The organism is Burkholderia sp. AU16482 (genome assembly GCF_002223285.1).
Lineage (GTDB): Bacteria > Pseudomonadota > Gammaproteobacteria > Burkholderiales > Burkholderiaceae > Burkholderia > Burkholderia semiarida.
Map to the genome: position 1 here is coordinate 416,322 of NZ_NKEY01000003.1, position 25,982 is coordinate 442,303.

25 protein-coding genes and 2 pseudogenes are annotated in these 25,982 nt (G+C 65.5%); 5 read left to right on the forward strand and 22 right to left on the reverse strand.

Translation table 11 applies throughout. The features are described from left to right. Nucleotides 1–40 precede the first annotated feature (40 nt). From CFB35_RS04370 to CFB35_RS04410, 9 genes are all read right to left on the reverse strand, one after another. A complete protein-coding gene (locus tag CFB35_RS04370; RefSeq protein WP_059574142.1) occupies nt 41–1,237 on the reverse strand; it encodes a pyridoxal phosphate-dependent aminotransferase in 1,197 nt (398 codons plus the stop codon). 69 nt (nt 1,238–1,306) lie between these two features. Next, nucleotides 1,307–1,744 (reverse strand): transcription antitermination factor NusB, encoded by a 438-nt coding sequence (gene nusB, locus CFB35_RS04375; RefSeq protein WP_006476662.1) that lies wholly within the window; start codon nt 1,742–1,744, stop codon nt 1,307–1,309. Continuing rightward, nucleotides 1,741–2,256, reverse strand: coding sequence for a 6,7-dimethyl-8-ribityllumazine synthase (gene ribH / locus CFB35_RS04380; RefSeq protein WP_034206641.1), 516 nt, complete (start codon nt 2,254–2,256; stop codon nt 1,741–1,743). The genes nusB and ribH overlap by 4 nt, the downstream gene beginning before the upstream one ends. A gap of 53 nt (nt 2,257–2,309) precedes the next feature. Beyond that, on the reverse strand, nt 2,310–3,452 hold the full coding sequence (gene ribBA, locus CFB35_RS04385; RefSeq protein ID WP_059574141.1) for a bifunctional 3,4-dihydroxy-2-butanone-4-phosphate synthase/GTP cyclohydrolase II: 1,143 nt from the start codon (nt 3,450–3,452) through the stop codon (nt 2,310–2,312). A gap of 142 nt (nt 3,453–3,594) precedes the next feature. After that, nucleotides 3,595–4,113: a DUF1993 family protein gene (locus CFB35_RS04390; RefSeq protein WP_059574140.1), complete on the reverse strand. Its 519-nt coding sequence runs from the start codon at nt 4,111–4,113 to the stop codon at nt 3,595–3,597. Nucleotides 4,114–4,433: 320 nt separating this feature from the next. Continuing rightward, a complete protein-coding gene (locus CFB35_RS04395; RefSeq protein ID WP_059574139.1) occupies nt 4,434–5,063 on the reverse strand; it encodes a riboflavin synthase in 630 nt (209 codons plus the stop codon). A 14-nt stretch (nt 5,064–5,077) separates the two neighbouring features. Then, the gene (ribD, locus tag CFB35_RS04400) at nt 5,078–6,199 is read right to left on the reverse strand and encodes a bifunctional diaminohydroxyphosphoribosylaminopyrimidine deaminase/5-amino-6-(5-phosphoribosylamino)uracil reductase RibD (RefSeq protein ID WP_059574138.1); all 1,122 of its coding nucleotides are present in this window, start codon (nt 6,197–6,199) and stop codon (nt 5,078–5,080) included. Nucleotides 6,200–6,214: 15 nt separating this feature from the next. Beyond that, nucleotides 6,215–7,498 carry a glutamate-1-semialdehyde 2,1-aminomutase gene (hemL, locus tag CFB35_RS04405; RefSeq protein WP_059574137.1) on the reverse strand — a complete coding sequence of 428 codons (1,284 nt, stop codon included), beginning with the start codon at nt 7,496–7,498 and terminating at the stop codon, nt 6,215–6,217. A 177-nt stretch (nt 7,499–7,675) separates the two neighbouring features. After that, nucleotides 7,676–8,128, reverse strand: a complete 453-nt coding sequence (locus CFB35_RS04410) for a hypothetical protein (RefSeq protein WP_089464601.1) — start codon at nt 8,126–8,128, stop codon at nt 7,676–7,678. Between the two features lie 248 nt (nt 8,129–8,376). Here CFB35_RS04410 and CFB35_RS04420 point away from each other — a divergent pair, with 248 nt between their 5' ends. Beyond that, on the forward strand, nt 8,377–9,594 hold the full coding sequence (locus CFB35_RS04420) for a Bcr/CflA family multidrug efflux MFS transporter (RefSeq protein WP_059574136.1): 1,218 nt from the start codon (nt 8,377–8,379) through the stop codon (nt 9,592–9,594). 133 nt (nt 9,595–9,727) lie between these two features. On the opposite strand, the gene CFB35_RS04425 is transcribed toward CFB35_RS04420, so the two are convergent. The 10 genes and pseudogenes from CFB35_RS04425 to zwf form a co-directional block, all read right to left on the reverse strand. Next, complete coding sequence (locus CFB35_RS04425) at nt 9,728–10,156, reverse strand: type VI secretion system amidase immunity protein Tai4 (protein ID WP_089464602.1); 429 nt, start codon at nt 10,154–10,156, stop codon at nt 9,728–9,730. Nucleotides 10,157–10,258: 102 nt separating this feature from the next. Then, complete coding sequence (locus CFB35_RS04430) at nt 10,259–10,615, reverse strand: DUF1493 family protein (protein WP_089464603.1); 357 nt, start codon at nt 10,613–10,615, stop codon at nt 10,259–10,261. Further along, nucleotides 10,615–10,749, reverse strand: a pseudogene (locus CFB35_RS35660) (STM2901 family protein); the annotation flags it as partial. The gene CFB35_RS04430 and the pseudogene CFB35_RS35660, both read right to left, overlap by 1 nt. Before the next feature lie 534 nt (nt 10,750–11,283). Then, nucleotides 11,284–11,877, reverse strand: a complete 594-nt coding sequence (locus CFB35_RS34150) for a hypothetical protein (protein WP_143328698.1) — start codon at nt 11,875–11,877, stop codon at nt 11,284–11,286. Nucleotides 11,878–12,200: 323 nt separating this feature from the next. Next, nucleotides 12,201–12,459, reverse strand: a pseudogene (locus CFB35_RS04440) (bifunctional transcriptional regulator/glucokinase); the annotation flags it as partial. A gap of 52 nt (nt 12,460–12,511) precedes the next feature. Beyond that, nucleotides 12,512–13,204 carry a hypothetical protein gene (locus CFB35_RS04445; RefSeq protein WP_124657646.1) on the reverse strand — a complete coding sequence of 231 codons (693 nt, stop codon included), beginning with the start codon at nt 13,202–13,204 and terminating at the stop codon, nt 12,512–12,514. Then, a complete protein-coding gene (locus CFB35_RS04450) occupies nt 13,201–13,848 on the reverse strand; it encodes a hypothetical protein (RefSeq protein ID WP_089464605.1) in 648 nt (215 codons plus the stop codon). The genes CFB35_RS04445 and CFB35_RS04450 overlap by 4 nt, the downstream gene beginning before the upstream one ends. 339 nt (nt 13,849–14,187) lie before the next feature. Continuing rightward, nucleotides 14,188–16,116: a bifunctional transcriptional regulator/glucokinase gene (locus CFB35_RS04455; protein ID WP_060313024.1), complete on the reverse strand. Its 1,929-nt coding sequence runs from the start codon at nt 16,114–16,116 to the stop codon at nt 14,188–14,190. After that, the gene (gene pgl, locus CFB35_RS04460; protein WP_059638884.1) at nt 16,094–16,774 is read right to left on the reverse strand and encodes a 6-phosphogluconolactonase; all 681 of its coding nucleotides are present in this window, start codon (nt 16,772–16,774) and stop codon (nt 16,094–16,096) included. Before pgl ends, CFB35_RS04455 begins: the two co-directional genes overlap by 23 nt. An 88-nt stretch (nt 16,775–16,862) precedes the next feature. Next, nucleotides 16,863–18,332: a glucose-6-phosphate dehydrogenase gene (zwf, locus tag CFB35_RS04465; RefSeq protein ID WP_059638885.1), complete on the reverse strand. Its 1,470-nt coding sequence runs from the start codon at nt 18,330–18,332 to the stop codon at nt 16,863–16,865. Between the two features lie 430 nt (nt 18,333–18,762). Here zwf and CFB35_RS04470 point away from each other — a divergent pair, with 430 nt between their 5' ends. From CFB35_RS04470 to CFB35_RS04485, 4 genes are all read left to right on the forward strand, one after another. Continuing rightward, nucleotides 18,763–20,010, forward strand: coding sequence for an ABC transporter substrate-binding protein (locus CFB35_RS04470; protein ID WP_059574129.1), 1,248 nt, complete (start codon nt 18,763–18,765; stop codon nt 20,008–20,010). Nucleotides 20,011–20,148: 138 nt separating this feature from the next. Beyond that, nucleotides 20,149–21,087, forward strand: a complete 939-nt coding sequence (locus tag CFB35_RS04475) for a carbohydrate ABC transporter permease (RefSeq protein ID WP_059499909.1) — start codon at nt 20,149–20,151, stop codon at nt 21,085–21,087. Then, entirely contained in the window at nt 21,077–21,934 is an 858-nt protein-coding gene (locus tag CFB35_RS04480) for a carbohydrate ABC transporter permease (RefSeq protein ID WP_011544828.1), read from the forward strand. The genes CFB35_RS04475 and CFB35_RS04480 overlap by 11 nt, the downstream gene beginning before the upstream one ends. Before the next feature lie 111 nt (nt 21,935–22,045). Continuing rightward, nucleotides 22,046–23,164 carry an ABC transporter ATP-binding protein gene (locus CFB35_RS04485; protein ID WP_089464606.1) on the forward strand — a complete coding sequence of 373 codons (1,119 nt, stop codon included), beginning with the start codon at nt 22,046–22,048 and terminating at the stop codon, nt 23,162–23,164. 73 nt (nt 23,165–23,237) lie between these two features. Here the strand turns inward: CFB35_RS04485 and CFB35_RS04490 are convergent, their stop codons facing one another. The 3 genes from CFB35_RS04490 to trxB all read right to left on the reverse strand — a co-directional run bounded on the left by CFB35_RS04490 (nt 23,238) and on the right by trxB (nt 25,726). Next, nucleotides 23,238–23,888 carry a trimeric intracellular cation channel family protein gene (locus tag CFB35_RS04490; RefSeq protein ID WP_089464607.1) on the reverse strand — a complete coding sequence of 217 codons (651 nt, stop codon included), beginning with the start codon at nt 23,886–23,888 and terminating at the stop codon, nt 23,238–23,240. After that, on the reverse strand, nt 23,848–24,627 hold the full coding sequence (locus CFB35_RS04495; protein ID WP_059574123.1) for a Smr/MutS family protein: 780 nt from the start codon (nt 24,625–24,627) through the stop codon (nt 23,848–23,850). The genes CFB35_RS04490 and CFB35_RS04495 overlap by 41 nt, the downstream gene beginning before the upstream one ends. A gap of 136 nt (nt 24,628–24,763) precedes the next feature. Next, the gene (gene trxB, locus CFB35_RS04500) at nt 24,764–25,726 is read right to left on the reverse strand and encodes a thioredoxin-disulfide reductase (protein ID WP_059574122.1); all 963 of its coding nucleotides are present in this window, start codon (nt 25,724–25,726) and stop codon (nt 24,764–24,766) included. Between the last annotated feature and the right edge of the window lie 256 nt (nt 25,727–25,982).

Sequence of the window (25,982 nt, forward strand, 5' to 3'; positions counted from 1 at the left end):
TTTGCGGTACGGTGAAGCGGCCGCTGCGCCGGCCGCGGCGTCAGTGTCGACCGAACAGCGTCGCGAGCCGGTCGACGGCCTCTTCGAGCCGCGAGTAGGCCGTCGCATAGGACAGGCGGATATAGTCGTGCGGCGCATGGACACCGAAGTCCATGCCCGGCACCAGCACCACGCCCGCGTCGTGCAGCATCGCCTGCGTGAGCGCGGCGCTGTCGCCGGCCGCCGGGTGCGCGACGCCGCCGCAATGCGCATACACGTAGAACGCGCCGTCGGGCATCACCGGCACCGTGAAGCCGAGCCGCTCGAGCGCCGGTGCGATGAAATCGCGGCGGCGCTTGAATTCGAGCCGGCGTGTTTCGTAGATGTCGAGCGTCGCGGGTTCGAAGCAGGCGAGCGCCGCATGCTGCGCGAGTGCGGACGGGCAGATGAACAGGTTCTGCGACAGCTTCTCGAACGTGCCGACGAGCGCGGGCGGCACGACGAGCCACCCGAGCCGCCAGCCCGTCATGCTGAAATACTTCGAGAAGCTGTTCACGGTGATCACGTCGTCGCCGAACGACAGCGCCGACACGGGCGCGGCGTCGTAGCTGAGCCCCTGGTAGATCTCGTCGACGATCGTGAAGCCGCCGCGCGCGCGTACCGCGTCGACGATTCGCTTGAGTTCGTCCGGCTCGAGCGACGTGCCGGTCGGGTTCGACGGCGACGCGAGCAGCACGCCGCGCGTGCGCGCGTTCCAGTGCGTGCGGACGTCGTTTTCGGTGAGCTGGAAGCGCGCGTCCGGGCCGCTCGGCACGAGCACCGGGCGACCTTCGGCCGCCGCGACGAAGTGCCGGTTGCACGGGTATGACGGGTCGGGCATCAGCACTTCGTCGTCGCGACCGACCAGCGCGAGGCACGCGAGCAGCAGCGCGGCCGATGCGCCGGCCGTCACGACGATCCGCTCCGGGCCAATCGTGAGGCCGTATGCACGTGCATAGTGCGCGGCGATCGCCTCGCGCAGCGGCGTAATGCCGAGCGCGCTCGTGTACTGCGTGACGCCACGGCGCAGCGCAGCCGCGGCGGCCTCGACAACCGGCTCCGGCGCGGTGAAATCCGGTTCGCCGATGCCCATGTGGATAACATCGCGCCCCAAGGACTCGAGCCGCTGTGCCTCCTTCATCAGTTCCATCACGTAGAAGGGCTGGATCGCGTCGACGCGTGCGGCGAGCGTGACGAGCGAATCGGCGGTGGTATTCATCGGCGGGCAGGGCGGGGAGAAAAGAATGAAAAACGGGCGCTTGCGCGCCCGTGGACCAGCGAACGGGTATCAGCCGTTGCGACGCGCCTGCGTTTCGGCGGGGCGCAGCTTCGCGGCCAGCTTGTCGAGCACGCCGTTCACGTACTTGTAGCCGTCGGAGCCGCCGAACGTCTTCGCGAGTTCGACGGCTTCGTTGATGATCACGCGGTACGGCGTTTCGACGTGGTGCGTGAGCTCGAACGTCGCGATCAGCAGCACCGCGCGTTCGACCGGCGACAGCTGATCGATCGGACGGTCCAGCGACGGCGCCAGCGCTTCGACGAGCGTCGCATGCTCGCGGATCACGCCGTGCAGGATCGCTTCGAGCAGTTCCTTGTCAGCCTTGTCGTAACCGAGCGCGCCGCGCAGTTGCGCGTCGATCTCGCCGGAGGGCGCGTTCGACAGCAGCCACTGGTACAGGCCCTGCGTCGCCAGCTCGCGCGATTGTCGGCGGGCGCTCTTCTTCATGCGCGCTCCTCTTCGTCGTCTTCGTCTTCCTCTTCGTCCTCGTCGTCGCCGAGCTGGTCGAGGGCCATCGTCAGGTTGGCCATCTCGACGGCGACGCGTGCGGCGTCACGACCTTTCTCGGTCATGCGCGCGACGGCCTGCTCGTCGGTTTCGGTCGTCAGGACCGCGTTCGCGATCGGCAGGTTGAAATCGAGACCGATGCGGGTGATGCCCGCGCCGCTCTCGTTCGACACGAGTTCGAAGTGGTAGGTCTCGCCGCGGATCACCGCGCCGAGCGCGATCAGCGCGTCGAACTGGCCACTTTCGGCGAGCTTCTGCAGCGCGAGCGGGATTTCCAGCGCGCCGGGCACCGACACGAGCAGCACGTCTTCACCGGTGACGCCGAGGCGCTCCAGTTCTTCGACGCACGCGTCGGCGAGGCCGTTGCACACGGGTTCGTTGAAGCGCGATTGCACGATGCCGATACGCAGGCCGTCGCCTTCGAGATTCGGTTGGTATTGTCCGATTTCCATGATCTGGTCCGTGGTGTGGATGAACGGTTATAGGGCGAAAGCGCCGTGGCGGGTTACGCGTGGGACGCCGGGCAGGACGTGGCTTCGCCGCCGGGCATCGGGATGAAGCCCGTGACTTCGAGGCCGTAGCCGGACATGCTGCCCAGCTTGCGCGGATTCGACAGCACCTGCATCTTGCCGACGCCGACATCGCGCAGGATCTGCGCGCCGATGCCGAACGTCTTGAAATCGACCGGCCGGCGCTTGAGCGCAGCGGCCTTTTCTTCCTCGTCGAACGCCTTGAAGACGTCGATCAGGTGTTCCTTCGTGTCGCCGCAGTTGAGCAGCACGATCACGCCGAGGTCGCGTGCGGCGATCTCGCGCATCGCCGCGTCGAGCGTCCACGAGTGGGTCGACACGCCCGTCTCGAGCAGATCGAGCACCGACAGCGGCTCGTGCACGCGCGCCGGCGTGTCGACGTCCGGCGACGGTGTGCCGCGCACCAGCGCGATGTGCGGCGAGCCGCTCGGCTGGTCGCGGTACAGCACCGCGCGGAACGTGCCGTGCGCGGTCTGCATCGTGCGCTCGGCGATCCGCTCGATGATCGACTCGGTGCGGCTGCGGTACTGGATCAGGTCGGCGATCGTGCCGATCTTCAGGTTGTGTTCCTTCGCGAATTCGATCAGGTCGGGCAGGCGCGCCATCGTGCCGTCGTCCTTGATCACCTCGCAGATCACCGCGGCCGGCGTGAGGCCCGCGAGCGCCGTGAAGTCGCAGCCGGCTTCGGTGTGGCCCGCGCGCACGAGCACGCCGCCCGGTTGCGCCATGATCGGGAACACGTGGCCCGGCTGCACGATGTGCTCGGGGCGCACGTCGTGCGCGACCGCCGTGGCGATCGTGTGCGCGCGGTCGGCGGCCGAGATGCCGGTCGTCACGCCTTCGGCCGCTTCGATGCTGACCGTGAACGCGGTGCCGTACTGCGTGCCGTTGCGGTAGGTCATCAGCGGCAGGTGCAACTGCTTGCAGCGTTCCTGCGTCAACGTCAGACAAATCAGGCCGCGGCCGTACTTGGCCATGAAGTTGATCGCTTCCGGCGTGACGAATTCGGCGGCGATCACGAGGTCGCCCTCGTTTTCGCGGTCTTCTTCGTCGACCAGGATCACCATCCGGCCGGCTTTCAGCTCGGCGATGATGTCGAGCGTGGAGGCGAGCGTCATAAGGGGGCGAGAAAGAGGAAAGTGCGTATTTTACGCCAGCCGGACGGCGTTTCGGCTGGCGCGGGCCGCGCGGGGCCGGCGAGCGCTCCGGAAAGCGCTGCGGCCTGCCTGCGCGCGGGTGCGGACGGTTGTGGGCCGCGCGTCACGCGTGGTCGTTGCGGCCGCCGAGGTAGTCCAGCTTGCCGAGTTCGACGCCGCTGTGGCGCAGGATGTCGTACGCGGTCGTCACGTGGAAGAAGAAATTGGGCAGCACGAAGTTCAGCAGGTACGACTGGCCGGTGAACTCGATCGGGCCGACGCGCATCTTCAGCACGATCTGGCGCGCCTCGCTGCCGTCGATCTGCGCGGCATCGAAGCTTTTCAGATAGTCGATCGTCTTCTGGATGCGCGCATGCAGTTCGTCGAAGGTTTGCTCGACATCCGGGTAGCTCGGGATCTCGGCGCCGGCGAGCCGCGCGGCGCAGCCCTTGGCCGTGTCGGTCGCGATGTAGACCTGGCGGACGAGCGGCAGCATGTCCGGATAAAGGCGTGCACCGATGAACACAGACGGATCGATCTGCTTCTCGGCCGCATGCGCCTGCGCCTTGCCGAGGATGTGCTGCAGGTTGGTGAGACCGCGGATCAGGACGGGCAGCGAAGCCTGGTACATCGAGATGGACATGGGGACGACTCCAATGGGAAGAATGGCGGCCGCTACGCGGCGCGTCGTACGTGGCGGCATGGGAACCGCTGTCGACGCATCTTAGCGCGGCGGCATGACCCGTGCGCGTCGTTGGCCGTTCGGCCAGGTGTCGGCTGGCCGGACGGCCAACGAGCGAACGCGATCGCGATGCTGTCGCTTGGGATGGCCGACGGGGCGGCCCAGCATGAAGTAGGGCCGGAGCAACGCTCGGTGGAGCGACGGGGCTGCGGCGACGCCCCGACAATGCTGGGCCGAACCGTCAGCCGTCGTTACATCATATATGGGACCGAACTGCCCGATCAGTCCTGCTGGACGCCCTGCGACGCCGACAGCATCCGCTCCACATACCGCGCGATCATGTCGACTTCGAGGTTGACCTTGTCGCCGGCCTTCACGTGACGCAGCGTCGTGACTTCGACCGTATGCGGAATCAGGTTGATCGAGAATTCGCAGCCGTCCGCGCGATCGTCGACCGTATTGACGGTCAGGCTCACGCCGTTCACCGTGATCGAGCCCTTGTACGCGAGATAGCGGCCGAGCTCGCGCGGCGCGACGATTCGCAGTTCGTGCGACTCGCCGACCGGCGCGAAGCGCGTGACGGCGCCGAGGCCGTCCACATGGCCCGACACGATATGCCCGCCGAGGCGGTCGTGCGCGCGCAGCGCCTTCTCCAGGTTCACTTCGCCGGGCTGCGCGAGACCGACCGTCCGGTTCAGGCTTTCGCGCGACACGTCGACGTCGAACGTGGTGTCGGTCTTCTCGATCACCGTCATGCACGCACCCTGGATCGCGATGCTGTCGCCGAGCGCGACATCCGCCAGGTCGAGCCCGCCGGCCTGCACGGTCAGGCGCACGCCGGCTTCGGCCGACGTGCCGAGCGCGGCGATCGATTCGATGCGGCCGACGGCCGCGACAATTCCGGTAAACATCGTGACGATCCCGTTCAGTGAGAGGCGTCGGGCGGCGTGAGCCGCGCGAGGATCCGCAAGTCGTCGCCGATCCGCTCGAACCCGTGGAACGACAGCCGGGTGCGCGCATCGAGGCTGGCCGGCGCGGCGAGATCGAACATGCCGGCCGCGTCGGCGCCCAGCAGGCTCGGCGCCAGATAGACCAGCAATTCGTCGACGCACCGCTCGCGCAGCAGCGAACCGTTCAGCTTGTGGCCGGCCTCCACGTGCAGTTCGTTCACGCCGCGCGCGCCGAGCGCGGCCAGCATCGCGGGCAGGTCGACCTTGCCGTGCGCATTCGCGAGCGGCACGATTTCCGCGCCGCGCGACCTCAGCACGTTCGCGCGGACTTCGCCGGCGGCGTCGAGCCGGCCGCAGAAAATCAGCAGCGGCGCGCCTTCGAGCAGCCGCGCGTCGAGCGGCAGGTCGAGGCGGCTGTCCACCAGGATGCGTTGCGGCTGACGCGGCGTGTCGATGCCGCGCACGGTCAGCAACGGATTGTCCTCGCGCACCGTGCCGATGCCGGTGAGGATCGCGCACGCGCGTGCGCGCCACGCGTGCCCGTCGAGGCGCGCGGCCTCGCCGGTGATCCACTGGCTTTCGCCGGACGGCAGCGCGGTGCGGCCGTCGAGCGACGCGGCGGTCTTCATCCGCACCCACGGGCGGCCGCGCGTCATCCGCGACACGAAGCCGATGTTCAGCTCGCCGGCCTCGTGCGCGAGCAGCCCGCAGCGCACGTCGATACCCGCGTCGCGCAGCATCCCGAGGCCGCGCCCCGACACCTGCGGGTTCGGGTCTTCCATCGCGGCGACGACTTTCGCGACGCGCGCGTCGATCAGCGCGTTCGCGCACGGCGGCGTGCGGCCGAAATGGCTGCACGGTTCGAGCGTCACGTAGACGGTCGAGCCCGCGACGTCGTAGCCGCGCGAACGCGCATCCTTCAGCGCCTGCACTTCCGCGTGATCCTGGCCGGCCGGTTGCGTGAAGCCTTCGCCGATCACGTCGCCGTCCTTGACGATCACGCAGCCGACGCGCGGATTCGGCGCGGTCGTGTACATGCCGTGCGCGGCGAGCCCGAGCGCGCGCTGCATGTGGGCGAAATCGGTATCCGAGAACATGCGCGCGGCCCCGGGTCAGGCGGCGAGTGCCGCGAACGCGCGGCGCGCGGCCGCGAGCGTCGCGTCGATCACCGCATCGTCGTGCGTGCTCGACACGAAGCCGGCTTCGTACGCGGACGGCGCGAAGTACACGCCCTCGTCGAGCATCAGGTGGAAGAAGCGGTTGAAGCGCGCGATGTCGCTCTTCGTGACTTCCGCGAAGCTGCCCGGCACGCGCTCGGCGAAGTACAGGCCGAACATCGCGCCGATCGAATCGGCCGCGAACGGTACGCCGGCCGCGCGCGCTTGCGCCGCGAGGCCGTCGGCGAGCCGCTTCGTCTGCGCGGTGAGCGCGTCGTAGAAACCCGGCGCCTGGATCAGTTGCAGCGTCTTCAGGCCCGCGGCGACCGCGATCGGGTTGCCCGACAGCGTGCCGGCCTGGTACACGCCGCCGAGCGGCGCGAGGTGGGCCATGATGTCGCGGCGGCCGCCGAACGCGGCGGCCGGCATCCCGCCGCCGATCACCTTGCCGAGGCAGGTGAGGTCGGCCGCGATGCCGTAGTACGCCTGCGCGCCGCCGAGCGCGACGCGGAACCCGCACATCACCTCGTCGAAGATCAGCACGGCGCCGTGCTTCGTGCACAGCGCGCGCAGCGCGCCCAGGAATTCGGGCGTGCCGCGTACGAGATTCATGTTGCCGGCGACCGGCTCGACGATCACCGCGGCGATCTCGTCGCCGAATGCGCCGAACGCTTCCTCGAGCGCGGCGACGTTGTTGTATTCGAGGACGGTCGTGTGCTTCGCGATGTCGGCGGGCACGCCGGCCGAGGTCGGGTTGCCGAACGTCAGCAGGCCCGAGCCGGCCTTGACGAGCAGGCTGTCCGCGTGGCCGTGGTAGCAGCCCTCGAACTTGACGATGCGGCTGCGGCCCGTGAAGCCGCGCGCGAGACGCAGCGCGCTCATCGTGGCCTCGGTGCCGCTCGACACCATCCGCACCTGCTCGATCGACGGCACGAGCTTGCAGATTTCCTCGGCGATCTCGATTTCCGCTTCGGTCGGCGCGCCGAACGAGAAGCCGTCGGCGAGCACGTTCTGCACGGCCGACAGCACTTCCGGATGGACGTGGCCGACGATCATCGGGCCCCACGAGCCGATGTAGTCGATGTACTGCTTGCCGTCGGCATCCCAGAAATACGGGCCTTGTGCGCGCGCGACGAAGCGCGGCGTGCCGCCGACCGACCGGAACGCGCGCACCGGCGAGTTGACGCCGCCCGGAATGGTCTTCTGGGCGCGTTCGAAGAGAAGCTGATTGTTGGACATGAGCGAAACCTGCGAGAGAAGGGCGCGGGGGCCGGTGCACGGGCCGCGGCGCCTGGGCGGAACGATCGTCCGATTGTACCGGAGACACGCGCGGCAAGCCCGCCGGCCGGTCTGCGGCCTTTCGGCGCGCGGCATCGGCCGGCCGGAAAGGCGCGCGTGATGCGACCCGGTTTCCGCTTATCGCGGCGGCTTGCGCTTGCCGGTCAGCTCGGCCCAGCGCTTTTCGAGCGGGCCTTCGACCATCGGCTTGATCGACGTGCCGGAGCTCTGCGCATCCCAGGTCTGGACCGAATACGGATGGACGCGCAGCGCGTCGCGCGCGATCACGACGTCCTGATGCGCATCGACCAGCCAGTCGTACACGAAGTCGATGCACAGCCGGTAGCCGCGCTTCGTCGACGGATCGGGCACCTCGTACGGCGCGCGCGTCACGTAGCCGGAGCCGAACACGCCCTTCGGTTCCTTCGCGACGCGGTGCAGGAACACGCGGTCGCCCGGCAGGATGCCGCGCGCGAAGCCGCAGCCCCACACGTCATGCACGGTCTCGCCGGCCTTCACGCGCGCGGCGACGTCGGGCAGCTCGGGCCACGGCCATTTCTTGGGGCTCCAGATCAGCAGGAAAGCGGTCATCGGGTGGGTCGTACGTCGAATGGTCAGACGAGAGAGGCAAGCAGCAGCAAGCTTAATCGAATCCGCCCGCGCGTTCGTTCGGCGCATGACGAACGTGGGTGTTTCGCGGGGTGCCGCCGCACGCTGCCCAAGGCACGCAAAAAAGTTGCGCGTACAATCATGGGCCTGAACGCGTCGCTTGCGGCGCGGCTTCCCGTCTTCACCGCCACGCGCGCCCCGATGCGCGCGGGCTCCCATTCCGGATACCCATGTCTCACGTCGTCCGGCGCCGGCCCGATGCCCGGCTGATCCTGTTGCTCGGCGCGCTCGCGGCCTGCGGGCCGATCGCCACCGACATGTACCTGCCGAGCCTGCCGTCGATCGCCGACAGCTTCTCCGTCAGCGCCGGCGCCGCGCAGCGCACGCTGACGAGCTTCATGGCCGGCTTCTCGATCGGCATGCTGCTGTACGGCCCGCTGTCCGATACGTGGGGCCGCCGCCCCGTGTTGCTCGGCGGCATTGCGCTGTTCACGCTCGCGAGCATCGGCTGCTTCGTGTCGGGTTCGATCGACATGCTGATCGTCGTGCGTTTCCTGCAGGCGCTCGGCGCCGGCGCCGCGTCGGTGCTCGCGCGTGCGATCGCGCGCGACGCGCACGAGCCGAGCGATGCGGCGAAGGTGCTGTCGATGGTCGCGATCGTCACCGCGGTCGGGCCGCTGCTCGCGCCGCTGATCGGCGGCCAGATCCTGCGTTTCTCCGGGTGGCGCGGCGTGTTCGTCGTGCTGGCCGTGTTCGGCGCGATCTGTGCGACCACTGCATATCTGCGCGTGCCCGAAACCTGGCCGAAGGAGCGGCGCAAGAGCGCGGCCGTGCTCGCGTCGTTCGCGTCGTACGGGCGCATCCTGTCCGATCCCGTCGCATGGGGGCACATGCTGTGCGGCGGGATGGCGTTCGCGTCGATGTTCTCGTACATCACCGCGACGCCGTTCGTGTACATCGAGTATTTCCACGTGTCGCCGCAGCACTACGGGCTGCTGTTCGGCCTGAACGTCGTCGGGATCATGATCGGCAACTTCGCTAACACGCGGCTCGTCGGCCGCATCGGCTCGCTGCGCATCATCTCGGCCGCGTCGCTCGTGAGCTGCATCGCGTCGCTCGCGGTCGCGTTCGTCGCGCTGACGGGGTTGGGGGGGCTGTGGTCGATCGTCGTGTGCCTGTTCTTCGTCGTCGGCGTGGTCGGGATCCTGTCCGCGAACTGCACGACCGACCTGATGCACCGCTATCCGCACAACGCGGGCGCGTCGGCGGCAGTGTTCGGCGCGATGCAGCTGGCGCTCGGTGCGCTCGCGAGCGTCGCGATCGGCGCGCTCGCGGACGGCACGCCGTTCGCCATGGGCGTGACGATCGGCGTTACCGGCGTGTTGTGTTTCGTCGGGCGTTATCTGGTGCTGCGCTGGCACGGACGGCCGGTGAAGGCGGGTGCCTGAGCGGCGTGACGGAACTGACGGAGGGCGCGAGTATGTCGACGATGTTCGCCCAAGCGACAACCTGAGCGAACACCATGCCGATGTAACCCGGCCAGCGATGCGGGGCAAGCATTGGGTTATTTCCGCGTCCGCATCACTTGGACCGGTCTGACGAGCGATTGTCGAGTCGATAGCTGCGCTTCGGGTTGATCACGAATCGCCTGACTTCGGTCTCGAGTTCCTGGCTGTGATACAGATCCAGGCATTTCAAAAAATCAAACCTCACGCCCTTGATTTCGGACTCGACGACCGGATTGCGATAGTCGCGTGCAAGAAAACGATTGACCAGCGATTTGCCCGTGTCGGGGTTCCGTTCCAGATCGAAGTCGGTCCAATCCATTAGTGCACTGGCGCTGCTTCCCGCGTCCATCGCAGCGGACGGTTCATTCCGATAAGCGGTCGCGACGCATTCGGCGAGCACCATGTCCTTGTAGTTCTGCGCGTAGGTTCGGGCGCCGGCTTGTGGCGACGACGTATCCATGGCGTGGCTGGGTTGTGCCGCGAACATCAGGGCCCAGAACATCACACACCGGAGCAGTGAATTTTGTCTGATGGCAGACTCCAGAGGTATGCATAGATCCAACACATCGCCTAAAAGATGAACCGGCTATGTGGCTAGGAGCAATCAGCGCGGTAGGCTTTCCAAGCGCTGATTGCTCCACTCTCCATCCAAAATAGCCTGATAGAGCATGCCTAGAGTAAGTGGTACTTTGTCATATTTTTCTCGGCGTTTTCTGGAGAAAGCCATCCGCGCCACTTCAATCAAGCTAAAGCCCTCTCCTGAGAAGTAGCGATTGAACTCAAAATCTCCAACTTGCACTGGAAATTTATCGAAGAAGCGCTCCATAAACTCGACCGCATCGTCGCCAGTGATATCCAAATCACCCTCGACGGCATGATCTTTTGCGAGAATTTTTTGGGGGCTAACACCGGCCTCCCTTCTCACAAAATCCTCAAACTCGTTCCACGTAAACTGGCTCATCAGAACACCTTGTCCTCAGGCTTAACAAGCGCGTTATAGCGCGACACGGAACGAATGCTGATCATCGTGACATCCTTGGCAGCAATGACCCACCCAACGACACGAACTGCGCGCCCAACGAAAACCCCAATGTCTGCGCGTAGGTGCGGCCGAGTGTTTGCGGTGAAGACGGGCCCTTGTCTGCACGACTCGGGTTTGCCAATAGCATGAGTGCGCAAACATCGAGTACGGTAGCTTGTTGACGAGAGATCCATGACCGGTAACCCAAATACCGCATTTATTCCCGGTCGACATGTTTCCTTCCCGCGGGATTGAACCGGGGTTTCCAGATGACGTTCGATGTGCCGATAGGCAACTTTCCAGAGCAGGTTCCTTAATGTGCTTGCATCCAACTCAAAAGTCTCCGCCAGATTCCCTTTTGGCCGGGCGGCTCTTCGCGATTTTTATCGGAAGAAAGGTAGTCGAATATAAAATTCGAAATTCCTTCTATTGTAGGTGGGCAGTCTGGGTTGTTTATTGTTGGCATGTTGAAGTGTCGAAACACTGCTAACAAGAATAAGGAGATGTCGTCGTGATATATCTTAAAATCGTCAAGGACGTTCGTGTTTTTTGACACTTCGCTTCGGTCAATGAATGCAACTTCCCTGACGAAAATTTCAATCACCGTTTCAATTATTTCTTGTTTCGAGGGGCGTGTTTGAGATTTGGTTTCCATGTCTTGCATCATACGCGCACTTTCCTATGAGGGCTGCATCAATCACAGCCATGGCAATGGCACCCGCTCCGGAGGCTCGTCCAAGTACTCCAAATACACGAACCGTGCCGAACGCTTTCTTGGCGAAATTTGCAATCGGGCCGTGCGGCAATAATAACCTCGGGAAAAATCTAACTCCAATGTCGCTGACGATATTCGTGTACTTACTTGAATTTCCTATTACTGGGTGTCCAAGTATTGATTTTTTGATTGGGATTCCTCCCGCTGCGACTAGCAGCGTTGTTCCGGTTAGACCGTAATACTCTTTCGCGCATTTCCATAGATCTGCTCCGACGGATTCAGTTGACTTTCCCGGGTCGAGGGGTGTTGAGGAATATAGTAATTCATAGCCGAGCTTGTTTTTGGAAGGGGCTGCAATAATCCCGCTCGTGTTGGTGGGGAATCTGTTGAGTTCGAGTGACAGTTGCGATGTATTGGGTGTGAAATTGCTGTTGGTTGATCGATTTATTTCTTTTGTTGCAGAAATTATTTCAAAATTAAGTGACATATTTTTTGTTTGGAGATTGTCGTGTTTGAGCCAGTTGCGGTAAAGGAATCATTCCATGTGGCTTCGAGGATATCCGAATTTCGAGCCCTTCAGTCTCTCTGGCCAATTGGCGCAATATCGCCATGGCGCTGTATCCCTTGTCACCATTGGCGATGCAGCTCGAATTGCAAAGACGTGGCCTTGTTGCACAGTGTTAATTCGTCAACTCGTCCACTGCGGCACGCCAACGCCAAGCGGCCCCCAAATGCAAAACACCCCGAACGCCGGGCCTGAATCCAGCGTTCGGGGTGTCGTTCACCCGTGACGTCTTTTTTACCGCTGCGTCAATCCCGCGCGACATCCTTCGCCGCCGGCGACGCGCCGTGGCCCAGCCAGTCGAGCACGTCGGCCGTCTCGTCGTCGCTTGCCCGCGCGCGCCTGCGCGACGGCCTCCGGCAACTCGCCGTTGGTCGACGCGCGACGGATCGCGGCGCCGACCGCGAGGATGTCGATCATCAGCAGATGCAGGACCCGCGAGATCATCGACAACTGCGACTCGCGCATCCCGATGTGATCGGTTTCGAGCGTGACGGTCGCGCGCGAACGCGATTCTTGCGATGTCCTGGTCCGAATGTGCGAAAGCAGCGAAGAGCGACTACAGCGCATTCGTGAATGCTTGTTCAGATAGCGACTGCCATGCGAAGCCCGCGCGATGCGCGGTGGTTTGCAAAGCGCGGGTCAGCGAGCGCGTGAACGCGGAAGTGAGCGACAGAATACCGGCGATATCACCATCGACCCCGGGGCGCATGACACCGACCAGGTGATGCGCGCGCGGTGTTTTTTGTTCGGTTGCGGCGTGCCGTATCCAGTTGTCGCCGGCAAGCGCCTGCAGGGTGTCTCGTGAAACGATCGGGGCGGGCGCGTGATGCTCCGAGATCAGCACGACTTGTGCCTGACTGTCCCACGCATAGCCGGGTGCGTCGAACAGGAGCTTCGCTGTGTCGACGGCATGTGTCGAAACGAGCACGGTGCGTGCAGTCCCGCGATGTACCGCGGCGCGTGCATGGGCCGCGAGGCCGGCAATATGCAACGGCTGCGACGTATCGTCGCTCGATGACAGTGCGATCGCTTGTTTAGCGGGCGGTACGACAGGAAAGGTCAGGGTCGCGACGGAAGTGAGTGCGCGGGCGAGTACGTCAGCGACGCCGGGCGGTACACCGGCGTCGACGGCGCGCGGTTCGACGTGCCAGCCAATCAGGATGACGTCGGCGGCTGGCGGCGGCAATGGACCGAGTTGCCACTGCGAAAGGGTTGGCGTCTCGCAGACGAGAATCGTGGGGGCGCTCATTGCGTTTTTGCGTGAGGTAATGGCGTGAAGACAGCATCACCCCAGTCATAAATGGTGCCGCCTAGTGTGGCGCCCGCCTGATATCCGGCGTATCCGCCAATCACGCAGCCAGCCAAACCGCCGATTGCCGTGCCAAGCGGTGTTCCCAGGGAGCCGATCGACGCGCCCACAGGTCCTACAGTCTTGCAGCCGATCCACGCGAGCGCCCATCCAGCAGTGACCTCGGATGCACGACGAATGGGTCGACTCGCTACGACAACGGATGCGATGTCAAGCGCAACGCCGAAAATCGCAAGCACACGTCCAGCATGGCGAAAATATTTGGTCGAACGATACGCGACCGCTCCTAATTGCTTGATTGGCGTATGGTCGCTGATACCGAACGTTTCGTACGTGCCTCGTTGATTCCAATGATAATCGACCGTCTTCGTCTGGACGTTGTATCCGTAATCCAGACGGAGATGCTTGCGCCCCGATACGTCCTGGAAAAAAAGCGTGGAGGTCGAGCCTCGCTTGGGCATGGCGCCTCGCGGCCGCAATTCTATGCACAGGCCCTGCGTGCCGGGTATTGGGATGCGGATGGCGCTCGCCATGCCTATCGAATAAGGGATGCTGCCGGATGCGGGGGCGTTGGGGTCGGACATCGCGGTGTTGATGGTTAATCGAGATACGTTCGGACCCGTGACTTGCGTTGAGAATCGTGCACGGTGCAAAAGATGCTTCCGACCATACTTCGATTTTCGATCAAAGCGCTCTCCTTCAGTAATTCGCGTACCGACGTTACGGGCACGGCAGCCTTGTCACCATTGGCGATGCAGCTCAAATTGCAAAGACGTGGCCTTGTTGCACAGTGTTAATTCGTCGATTCGCCCACAGCGGCACACCAACGCCAAGCGGCTCCCCAATGCAAAACACCCCGAACGCCGGGCCTGAATCCAGCGTTCGGGGTGTCGTTCACCCGTGACGTCTTTTTTACCGCTGCCTCAATCCCGCGCGACGTCCTTCGCCGCCGGCGAAGCCCCATGACTCAACCAGTCGAGCACGTCGGCCGTTTCGTCGTCGGTGGCGCGTGCCCGCGCCTGCGCGACCGCCTCCGGCAGCTCGCCGTTGGTCGATGCGCGACGGATCGCGACGCCCACCGCGAGGATGTCGATCATCAGCAGATGCAGAATTCGCGAGATCATCGACAGTTGCGACTCGCGCATCTCGATGTGGTCGGTCTCGAGCGCGACGGTCGCGCGCTTCGCGAGCGGCGTGTTGCTCGACGTGATCGCGATCACCTTCGCGCCGGCCTGCATCGCGACGTCGAGCACGCGCAGCAGCTCGGGCGCGCGTCCCGACTTCGACACCGCGACGATCACGTCGCCCTTGCCGAGCAGCGCGGCCGATGCGGCCTGCATGTACAGGTCGCCGTACGCGATCGTCGGAATCCCGAAGCGGAAGAACTTGTAGTGCGCGTCCTGCGCGACGATGTTCGAGTTGCCGAGCCCGTAGAACTCGATGCGCCGCGCGCCGTTCAGGATCTCGATCGCGTTCTCGACGTGCTCGAAATTCAGGTGCTCGCGCAGTTGCAGGATCGCGGACACCGTGTTGTCGAGCACCTTCGCGCCGAAGTCGGTGGCCGTATCGCCGAGGTGCACCTGGCTGTGGCTCATCGGGATCGTGCCGGTGAGGCCGGTCGCGAGCTTCAGCTTGAAATCCGACAGCCCCTGGCAGCCGAGCGAGCGGCAGAAGCGGATCACGGTCGGCTGGCTCACGTCGGCCTTGCGCGCGATGTCGACGATCGGGTCGTTGATGATCGAGCGCGGATGGTTCAGCGCGAGATCGGCCACGCGGCGCTCGGCCGGCGTCAGCGCGTCGCGCATCTGGCGGATTCGCTCGAACACCGCCGACGACGCCCCGCCGGAACGGTTCGACAACTGTTCCGCGAGAATCGCCGACACACCGAGGAACGCCGGATATTCGGCGGTGATCAGGTACGTCGGGATGTTCTCGAGGTAGTGCGTGAAGCGGCCCTTCGCCTCGAAGCGCGCGCGGAACGACGAGCGCGTGAACAGTTCGCCCAGCTTCAGCGCGACGCCGCCGCCGATGTACACGCCGCCGAGCGCGCCGAGCGTGAGCGCGACGCTGCCCGCGAACGCGCCGAGAATCCCGCAGAAGCATTCGACCGTCTCGAGCGCGAGCGCATCGCCCGCATGCGCGCGCTCGACGATCTCGACCGTGTCGACGGATGCCGCGACGCGCTTCTTGTCGCGCGCGGCGAGCGCGCGATAGATGATCTCCATGCCGGGGCCCGCGCACACGCGCTCGAACGACACGTGCGGAAACTTCTTGCGCGCGTACTGCAGCACCAGATCCTCGCGCTCGTCCTGCGGCGCGAACGACGCGTGGCCGCCCTCGCTGCCGAGCGCGATCCAGCGGTCGTCCGCCGGGATCAGCCCCGACACGCCGAGCCCGGTGCCGGGCCCGAGCAGGCCGATCACGCTGTTCTGGCGCCGCGTGCCGCCGCCCACCTGCACGCGTTGCGCATCGGTCAGGCCCGGCAGCGCCATCGCGAGCGCGGTGAAATCGTTGACGACCAGCAGCGTGTCGAAGCCGAGCGCGCGGCGCGTCGCCTCGATCGAGAAGCTCCAGTCGTGGTTCGTCATCGTGACCTGGTCGCCGTCGACCGGGTTCGCGATCGCGATCGCCGCGTGGTTCACGCGGCTGATCTTCACGTCCTTCAGGTATTTGCGGATCGCATCGGTGATCGTCGGATAGTCGGCGCCGGGATACACGCGGATCTGCGTGATCTCGCCGGGGCCGGTTTCCAGCGCGAAGCGCGCGTTGGTGCCGCCGACGTCTGCGAGCAGGCGCGGGCCGTCGGCATGCTGACCCGCGACGACCGCCTTACTTTGCACACCAGTAGACATCGAGCTGGGTCCCCTTGTCGTTGGCCAGTTGGGAAATCGCGTTCTTCTGCAGCGACGCGGCCGCGGCGTCGAGCACGTCGCGTTTGCGCTCGCCCGCGATCAGCAGGAACAGCCGGTCGACGCGCTTGAGCGCATCGAGCGAATAGCTCACGCGTGCATGCGGCGCCGCGCCCGGATGCACGGCGACGAAGCGTTCCGGCGTCGTGATCGCGTGGTCCCATTCGGGTGCGTCGGCGAAGATCGACGCGGTGTGGCCGTCCTCGCCCATGCCGAGCACCGCGACGCTCGGCACGCGGTAGTCGGCGTTTGCGTTCAGCGCGGCGACGTGCGCGTCGAGCGTGCTGCGCGTGTCGACGAGCGGCAGGAAGCGGGCAGGGGCCGCCGCGTGCTGCAGCAGCGTGTCGCGCACGAGTTGCGCGTTGCTGGCCGCGTCATCGTCCGGCACCCAGCGGTCGTCGACCAGCGTGACGTCGACGCCGGCCCAGTCGAGCGCCGCGTGCGACAGCGTGTGCAGGAACGGGCGCGGGCTGGTGCCGCCGGACACCGCGAGCAACGGGCGCGCGGGGCCGGCGAGCGCCGCGCGCAGCGCATCGCCGACGGCGCGCGCGAGCGCTTCGCTTTGCGCTTCCTGGGTGTCGAAAGCGTGGATCTCGATCACATCTCCTCCGGACTGCTTTGTCTGTTCAAATCGTACGAATCGTGGGGCACGTTGCCGCGTACGGTGGCGTACGCGGCAACGGTTTGCATCAGTTTTCTTCTTCGAGCCAGCAGGTGTCGTGCTGCGCGAGCATCGCGCTCGACGCGGCCGGCCCCCACGTGCCCGCCGCGTACGGCTTCGGCGGCTTCAGCGTGCGCGCCCATTCGTTCAGGATCGGCTCGACCCATTGCCATGCCGCTTCCTGTTCGTCGCGACGCACGAACAGCGCGAGCCGGCCGTTGATCACGTCGAGCAGCAGGCGCTGGTACGCCTCCATCTGCCCTTCCTTGAAGAACTGGTCGAACGCGAGGTCGAGGTGCACGCTCGCGAGGTTCATCCCTTCGCCCGGCTGCTTCGCGAGACAGTACAGGCGGATCGTCTCGTTCGGCTGCAGCCGGATCACGAGGCGGTTCGAACCGGGGCGCAGCGCGGTCGGCCCGAGCGCCGAATGCGGCACCGGGCGGAAGTTGACGACGATCTCCGCGACGCGGTCGGCCAGCCGCTTGCCGGTGCGCAGGAAGAACGGCACGCCGGCCCAGCGCCAGTTCTCGATCTCGACCTTCAGCGCGACGAAGGTCTCGGTCTGGCTGTCGGGCTTCACGCCCGGCTCGGTCGCGTAGGCCGGCACCTGCGCGCCCTTGATCACGCCCGCATGATACTGGCCGCGCACGGCAACCTTGCCGATGTCGCGCGGATCGATCGGCTTCAGCGCGCGCAGCACGCGCAGCTTCTCGTCGCGCACCGAGTCGGAATCCATCGAGTGCGGCGGCTCCATCGCGACGATCGACAGCAACTGCAGCAAGTGGTTCTGCACCATGTCGCGCAGCGCGCCCGTATTGTCGTAGAAGTCGCCGCGCGCTTCGACGCCGAGCTCCTCGGCGATCGTGATCTGGATGCTCTCGACCCATTCGCGGCGCCACAGCGGCTCGAACAGCGCATTGCCGAAGCGCAGCGCGAGCAGGTTCTGTACCGGCTCCTTGCCGAGGTAGTGGTCGATCCGGTAGATCTGGCCTTCCGCGAAGATCTCGCCGACCGCGTCGTTGATCGCGTTCGACGATTTCAGGTCGTAGCCGAGCGGCTTCTCGAGCACGATGCGCGAGTCTTCGTTCAGGCCGACCGACGCGAGCGCCTTGCAGATCGGCACGAACAGCGACGGGCCCGTCGCGAGATAGAACACGCGGATGCCGGGCAGCGACGCCACCGCGTCGCGCAGCACGCCGTAGTCTTCCGCGCGGCCGAGATCGAGGTGCACGTAGTCGATGCGATCGAGGAAGGACTTCCACGCGGCGTCGTCGAACGCGTTGCCGGCCGCCTTCGCCGCATGCGGCTTCACGTGCGTGTCGACCCATTCGAGATAGGCTGCCCGATCCGATTCGTGTCGCGCCACGGCGACGATCCGGCCGCTCGCCGCCAGCATGTTCGCGCGGTGCGCTTCGAACAGCGCGGGCAGGATCTTGCGCATCGACAAATCGCCGGTGCCGCCGAAAAGTACGAAGGTAAAGCTGGAATCGGTATGCATGTGTCTCCGCCGTGTTGGGGTGCCCGGAAGCGATCCGTAGTGCGATAAAAATATTTTTGACACTGAATTGTAGTTTAACTACAATCCGCCGCAAGGGGTAGCACCTGGGTGAAGAAAAAAAGAAGTGCGGTCGATGAACTGCGCGAGCTTCGCCTTCGGGAGCGCCTTGTGCCGAATGTTATCGGACATTGGCGGTGCGCATCGTCGGCGCGCCGTCGGCCCCGGGCTCGCGTCGCATCATCGCGGCGGGCCAGAAACACAAAGAGGAGACACGCCGTTGAATCTCGATTCACGCTTTCTGTAAGAGCCCGGCCGGTCATCGGCCCCGTACGCTGCATGCGTCCCGCGGCTCGATTTCCCCGTCGTTATCAAGAAGCCGGTTCCTGGTCAGGGAACCTCACGAGTTGATTCAGTCTGGAGGAGATAAGTAATGAAAGTTCGCTCGATCATGGGCGCGCTCTGCGCCGCAGGCCTGATGGCTGGCGCCGTGGCGGCGCAGGCAGCCGAGAACGTAACCGTGCTGCACTGGTGGACCTCGGGCGGCGAGTCGAAGGCCGTCGGCGTGCTGAAGGACGACCTGCAGAAGCAGGGCTACGTGTGGAAGGACTTCGCGGTCGCGGGCGGCGCCGGCGCCGCGGCGATGACCGCGCTGAAGACCAAGGTGATCAGCGGTGATTCTCCGTCGGCCGCGCAGATCAAGGGCCCGCTGATCCAGGACTGGGCCGACCAGGGCGTGCTCGTCAACATCGATTCGGCCGCCGGCGACTGGAAGCAGAACCTGCCGCCGGAAATCGACAAGATCATCAAGTACAAGGGCCATACCGTCGCCGCGCCGTTCTCGGTGCACCGCGTCAACTGGCTGTACATCAACAAGGCTGCGCTCGACAAGGTCGGCGCGAAGGTGCCGACCACCTGGCCTGAATTCTTCGCGGTGGCCGACAAGCTGAAGGCCGCGGGCATCCAGCCGATCGCGATGGGCGGCCAGCCGTGGCAGGACCTGACGCTGTGGGAGGACGTCGTGCTGTCGCAGGGCCCGGCGTTCTACAAGAAGGCGCTGGTCGACCTCGACCAGGCGACGCTGACGTCGCCGCAGATGGTGTCGGTATTCGACACGGTGCGCAAGATCCAGGGCTACTTCGATACCGGCCGTAACGGCCGCGACTGGAACCTCGCGACCGCGATGGTCATCAACGGCAAGGCCGGCATGCAGTTCATGGGCGACTGGGCGAAGGGCGAGTTCGAGAACGCGGGCAAGAAGTCGGGCAAGGACTACATCTGCGCACCGGTGCCGGGCACGGCGAACGCGTACACGTTCAACGTCGATTCGTTCGTGTTCTTCCAGCAGAAGGGCGAGAAGAACGCGACGCCGGGCCAGCTCGCGCTCGCGAAGACGATCATGACGCCGGACTTCCAGGAGCAGTTCAGCCTGCTGAAGGGCTCGGTGCCGGTGCGTCTCGGCGTGAAGATGGACAAGTTCGACGACTGCGCGAAGAAGTCGTATGCCGACGAGCAGACCGCGATCAAGTCGGGCGGTTTCGTGCCGTCGCTCGCGCACGGCATGGCGCAAGGCGACGCGACCGCCGGCGCGATCACGGACGTCGTGACGAAGTTCATGAACTCGCAGCAGGATTCGAAGAGCGCGGTCGCCGCGCTCGCGAAGGCCGCGAAGGTCAAGTAACGCGCGCCAGGCGCCCGGCCGGACACGCTTCATCGGCCGGGCGTTTTTGCATGTGCAGCAAACGGGCTCGCCCGCGAGCCCGTGCCGTACCCGGCGCCGGCCAGGCCTGCGTCGCCCTCGTTCCAGGAGTCGAATCAAGTGGCTGCCCCTCTTAGCGGAAACGGATCCGGCGCTGCCGCCGCACGGCGTACGTCGCCGATGTCGGCCTTCGCCGATCGCTGGATCCCGAAGCTCGTGCTCGCGCCGAGCGTCGCGATCGCCGTCGTGTTCATCTACGGCTTCATCCTGATTACCGGCTATCTGTCGCTGACCAACTCGCGGCTGTTGCCCAACTACGAATTCGACGGTTTCGGCCGTTACACGGACCTGTTCCAGAACGACGTGTGGTGGACCTCCGCCGCGAACCTTGGCTGGTTCGGGATCCCGTTCATCGCGATCTGCGTCGCGCTCGGGCTGTTCCTCGCGATCCTGCTCGACCAGCGGATCCGCAACGAAGGCGCGCTGCGCGCGATCTTCCTGTACCCGATGGCGCTGTCGTTCATCGTCACGGGCACCGCGTGGCAGTGGATCCTGAACCCCGGCCTCGGCCTCGAGAAGGTGATGCACGACTGGGGCTGGACGAGCTTCTCGTTCGGCTGGCTCGACGATCCGGACAAGGCGATCTTCTGCGTGGTGATCGCGGCCGTGTGGCAGTCGACCGGCTTCGTGATGGCGCTGTTCCTCGCGGGGCTGCGCGGCGTCGACGGCGAGATCTTCAAGGCCGCGCAGGTCGACGGCGCGACGCTGCCGACCATCTACCGCAAGATCGTGATCCCGAGCATGCGCCCGGTGTTCTTCTCGGTGCTGCTGATCCTCTGCCACATCACGATCAAGACCTTCGACCTCGTCGTCGCGCTGACGGCGGGCGGCCCGGGCACGTCGTCGTCGCTGCCGGCCATGTTCATGTACACGTTTTCGTTCAACCGCGGCCAGCTCGGGCTCGGCGCGGCGTCCTCGGTGATGATGCTCGCGACCGTGGTCGCGGTGCTGGTGCCGCTGATGTATATGGAATCGAGGAGCACCCGCAATGCAGCCTAAGATGACGATCAGCCGGGCAGTGATCTATGCGGCACTGATCCTGTTCGCGCTGTATTTCCTGTTTCCGATCTACGTGATGCTGTCGACGTCGTTCAAGGACCTCGACCAGTTGCGCACCGGCAACCTGCTGACGCCGCCCACCACGTGGACCGTCGACCCGTGGGTGAAGGCATGGAGCGGCGCCTGCACCGGCGTGCGCTGCGACGGGATGAAGCCGTTCTTCCTGAACTCGCTGCAGATGGTGATCCCGGCCGTGCTGATCTCGTCGCTGATCGGCGCGTTCAACGGCTACGTGCTCACCCACTGGCGCTTTCGCGGTGCGGACGCGCTGTTCACGATGATGCTGGTCGGCTGCTTCATTCCGTTCCAGGTGATCCTGCTGCCGATGGCGCGCCTGCAGGGAATGCTCGGCCTCGCGAACACGATTCCGGGCCTCGTGTTCGTGCACGTCGTGTACGGGATCGCGTTCACGACGATGTTCTTCCGCAACTTCTACGTGAGCGTGCCGGCCGAACTCGTGAAGGCTGCGCGCATCGACGGCGCCGGCTTCTTCACGATCTTCACGAAGATCCTGCTGCCGGTGTCGCTGCCGATCTTCATGGTGTGCCTGATCTGGCAATTCACGCAGATCTGGAACGACTTCCTGTTCGGGATCGTGTTCTCCGGCGTCGATTCGATGCCGATCACGGTCGCGCTGAACAACCTCGTCAACACGTCGACGGGCGTGAAGGAATACAACGTCGACATGGCCGGCGCGATCATCGCGGCGCTGCCGACGCTGCTCGTCTACATCGTCGCCGGCCGCTACTTCGTGCGCGGGCTGACGGCAGGCGCGGTGAAGGGGTAAGCGCGGCTTTTCCGATACGACGAACCGGCCGCGCACCCCGCGCGGCGCATCGAAACGAACCCGACGCGGCGCCGGCGTGCGCCGCGCGAGACGAGACAGAGGATTCACAGCATGGCAAGCCTTTCCATCCGTGACGTGTACAAGACCTACCCGAACGGGGTGCCGGTCCTGAAGGGTGTCGACATCGAGATCGAGGACGGACAGTTCCTGATCCTGGTCGGCGGCTCGGGCTGCGGGAAATCGACGCTGCTCAACATGATCGCCGGGCTCGAGACGGTCACGAGCGGCGAGATCTGCATCGACGGCAAGGTCGTCAACGACCTGTCGCCGAAGGATCGCGACATCGCGATGGTGTTCCAGTCGTACGCGCTGTATCCGTCGATGACGGTGCGCGAGAACATCTCGTTCGGGCTGAACATCCGCAAGGTGCCGAAGAGCGAGCAGCAGCAGATCGTCGATCGCGTGTCGGCGATGCTGCAGATCCAGCACCTGCTCGACCGCAAGCCGGGCCAGCTGTCGGGCGGCCAGCGCCAGCGCGTCGCGATGGGCCGCGCGCTTGCACGCGATCCGTCGCTGTTCCTGTTCGACGAACCGCTGTCGAACCTCGACGCGAAGCTGCGCATCGAGATGCGCGCGGAAATCAAGCTGCTGCACCAGCGCCTCGGCACGACGATCGTCTACGTGACGCACGACCAGATCGAGGCGATGACGCTCGGCGACCGGATCGCGGTGATGAAGGACGGCGTGGTCCAGCAGTTCGGCGCGCCGCAGGATATCTACGATTCGCCGTCGAACCTGTTCGTCGCGGGCTTCATCGGCGCGCCGCCGATGAACTTCATCAACGGCCGCCTGGTCGAGCAGGGCAGCGGGATCGCGCTCGAGATCGACACGGGCCTCGCGCGCAGCGCGCTGAACCTGCCGTTCGACGCGGCGAAGCTGAAGTCGCACGTGGGCCGCGAGGTGATTCTCGGGTTGCGCCCGGAGCGCATCACCGACGCGCGCAACGCACATCACGGCGAGGCGTCGAAGCTGCAGCCGATCGACGTGCGCGTCGACGTGACCGAGCCGACCGGGCCGGACACGCACGTGTTCGCGCAGGTGAACGGCAAGCGGATCGTGAGCCGCGTGCATCCGGCCGCGAACCCGCAGCCGGGGCAGACGCAGTCGCTGCTGTTCGACGTGTCGAAGGCCGTGCTGTTCGATCCGGCGTCGGAAGAACGGATCGCGTGAGGCACTGGATGCGCTGAATGAAGAAGGGGCCGTTTCGAAACGGCCCCTTTCGTCTGTGCATGCCGGTGCCGCGTCAATGCGGCAACCGCACGTCGAACTTGAACGTCGCGAGCCGCGCGGCGAGGATGAAGCCGGTCGCGAGCAGCACGCTGTACACCGAGTCGAACTGCAGCCACACGAGCAGCAGGTAGAACCAGCAGCCGACGAACGCGCAGGTCGCGTACGGCCGCGAATCGCGCAGGATCAGCGGGATGTCGTTGCACAGCACATCGCGGATGATGCCGCCAACCACGCCGGTAATCACGCCCATCATCACCGCGATGAAGCGCGGCATTTCGGCGTCGAGCGCGATCGACGTGCCCGAGATGCTGAAGATGCCGAGCCCGATCGCGTCGGCGATCAGCAGCAGCCGTTCGGCCGACAGCCGCGACAGCATCCGCAGTACGAACGGCGCGAACAGCGCGAGCACGAAGATCGCGATCACGTAGTCGTCGTGCACGACCCAGTAAAACGGCCGGCGCTCGAGCAGGATGTCGCGCAGCGTGCCGCCGCCGAAGGCGGTCGCGAGCGCGACGACGAACGTGCCGACCGAGTCGAGGCGGTTCTTGCGTGCCTCGATGAACCCCGAAATCGCGAATGCGAGCGTGGCGATCGCCTCCAGTACCGCGATCGCGAGCGTCAGCCTAGGATGCGGCACGCGGCCCCCGGTCGGCCGGCGTCGCATGCGGCTGCAGCAGCACGAGCACCGCGCCCGCGCCGCCGTCGTGGCCGCGCGCCTCGCAGAATGCGATCACTTCCTCCTTCTGCACGAGCCAGGCGCGCACCTTGCCCTTCAGCACGGGTTCCTTGCCGATCGAGCCGAGCCCCTTGCCGTGGATCACGCGCAGGCAGCGCAGCCCTTTCTTGCCGGCTTCGCGGATGAATTCGGCGAGCGCGTCGCGCGCCTCGTCGCGCCGCATGCCGTGCAGATCGATCTGTGCCTGCACGATCCACGCACCGCTCCTCAGCCTGCGCACGACGTCGCGGCTGATGCCGGGGCGGTGGTAATACAGCGAGTCGTCGCTGTCGAGCAGCGTCTCGGGATCGAACTCGTCGGACAGCGTCGCGTTCAGCACGGCTTGCTCGTCGCGCTGCGTCTGCTTCGGCACCGGGTCGGGCGGCGTGCGGCCCGACGACGCGCGCGGCGGCGCGTTCAGCGGCCGGATCGCGCCGATCTCGTTGCGGAACAGATTCGCGTCGGCTTCCGCCTTGCGCTCGGCCTTCTCGGTTTCGATGCGCGCGCGTTCGCGACGATCGGCTTCGCCTTGCAGCGACTTGCGCAACGCGCCGAGGCCCGCGAGGCCCTGGCCGCGCAACGCGGCCGCGTCGAGGGCGGGCGGCGGCGCCTCGGGCGCCGGGGTCACGGGGCGGGCGGCGATCTTCCGCTTCGCGGGATCGCTCGGGTGGGGCTGGTTCTTCGCCATGATTCGGTAACGGGGCAGGCGCGTTCGGGCGCGCGGGCAGAAAAAAAGCCGCTGCGCGGCGGCAGCGGCTTTCCGGTCGAGCCCGCTTCGCGGCAGCGGACGCCATTGTAGCGCCCGCCGCGGCGAGGCTCCCGGCTTACTTCTTGTCGTGCAGGCTCTCGAGGTAGCGCTGCGCGTCGAGCGCGGCCATGCAGCCCGTGCCCGCGCTGGTGATCGCCTGGCGATACACGTTGTCCTGCACGTCGCCTGCCGCGAACACGCCCGGCACGCTCGTCGACGTCGCGTTGCCTTGCAGGCCGCTCTTCGTCAGGATGTAGCCGTCCTTCATTTCGAGCTGGCCCTGGAACAGGTCGGTGTTCGGCTTGTGGCCGATCGCGACGAACACGCCCTGCACGTGCAGGTCTTCCGTCGCGCCGGTCTTCACGTTCTTGATGCGCAGGCCCGTGACGCCCGACTCCTCGCCGGTCACTTCGTCGAGCACGTGATCCCACTTGATGTCGACGACGCCTTCCTTCTGCTTCTCCAGCAGGCGGTCGATCAGGATCGGCTCCGCGCGGAACTTGTCGCGGCGGTGGATCACGGTGACCTTCTTCGCGATGCCGGTCAGGTACAGCGCTTCCTCGACGGCCGTATTGCCGCCGCCGATCACCGCGACTTCCTGGTTGCGGTAGAAGAAGCCGTCGCAGGTCGCGCAGGCGGACACGCCCTTGCCCATGAACGCTTCCTCGGACGGCAGGCCGAGATACTGCGCGGATGCGCCGGTCGCGATGATCAGCGAGTCGCACGTGTATTCGCCCGAGTCGCCGATCAGGCGGATCGGCTTTTCGTGCAGCTTCGCGGTGTGGATGTGGTCGAAGACGATTTCGGTGTTGAAGCGCTCCGCGTGCTCCTGGAAGCGCGCCATCAGTTCCGGGCCTTGCACGCCCTTCGCGTCCGCCGGCCAGTTTTCGACATCGGTCGTGGTCATCAGCTGGCCGCCCTGCGCGATGCCGGTGATCAGCACCGGGGACAGATTGGCGCGTGCTGCGTAGACGGCGGCCGTGTAGCCGGCGGGGCCGGAACCGAGAATCAGGACTTTGGCGTGTTTGGGCGTGGACATATGCGAATCCGTAAAAGGCGGCCGCGGCGGGCGGGGTAGGGCTCGCCGTACGATCCGGGTTGACCGGGATGCCGTCATAGATGGGTATCAGACGCGCATTATAAAGGCCCCGTTGCTGCGCTGCCGAACGAGAGTTTCAATCGTGGCGATAGCGTTTGGCGGCCTGTCGTCCGTACCGGGGCGGCGGGGCGGGCGGCGGTTTGCCATGTGGCGGCGCGTTGTCGCAGGGGCGGGCATCCGGCCGGCTGGCAGCCGC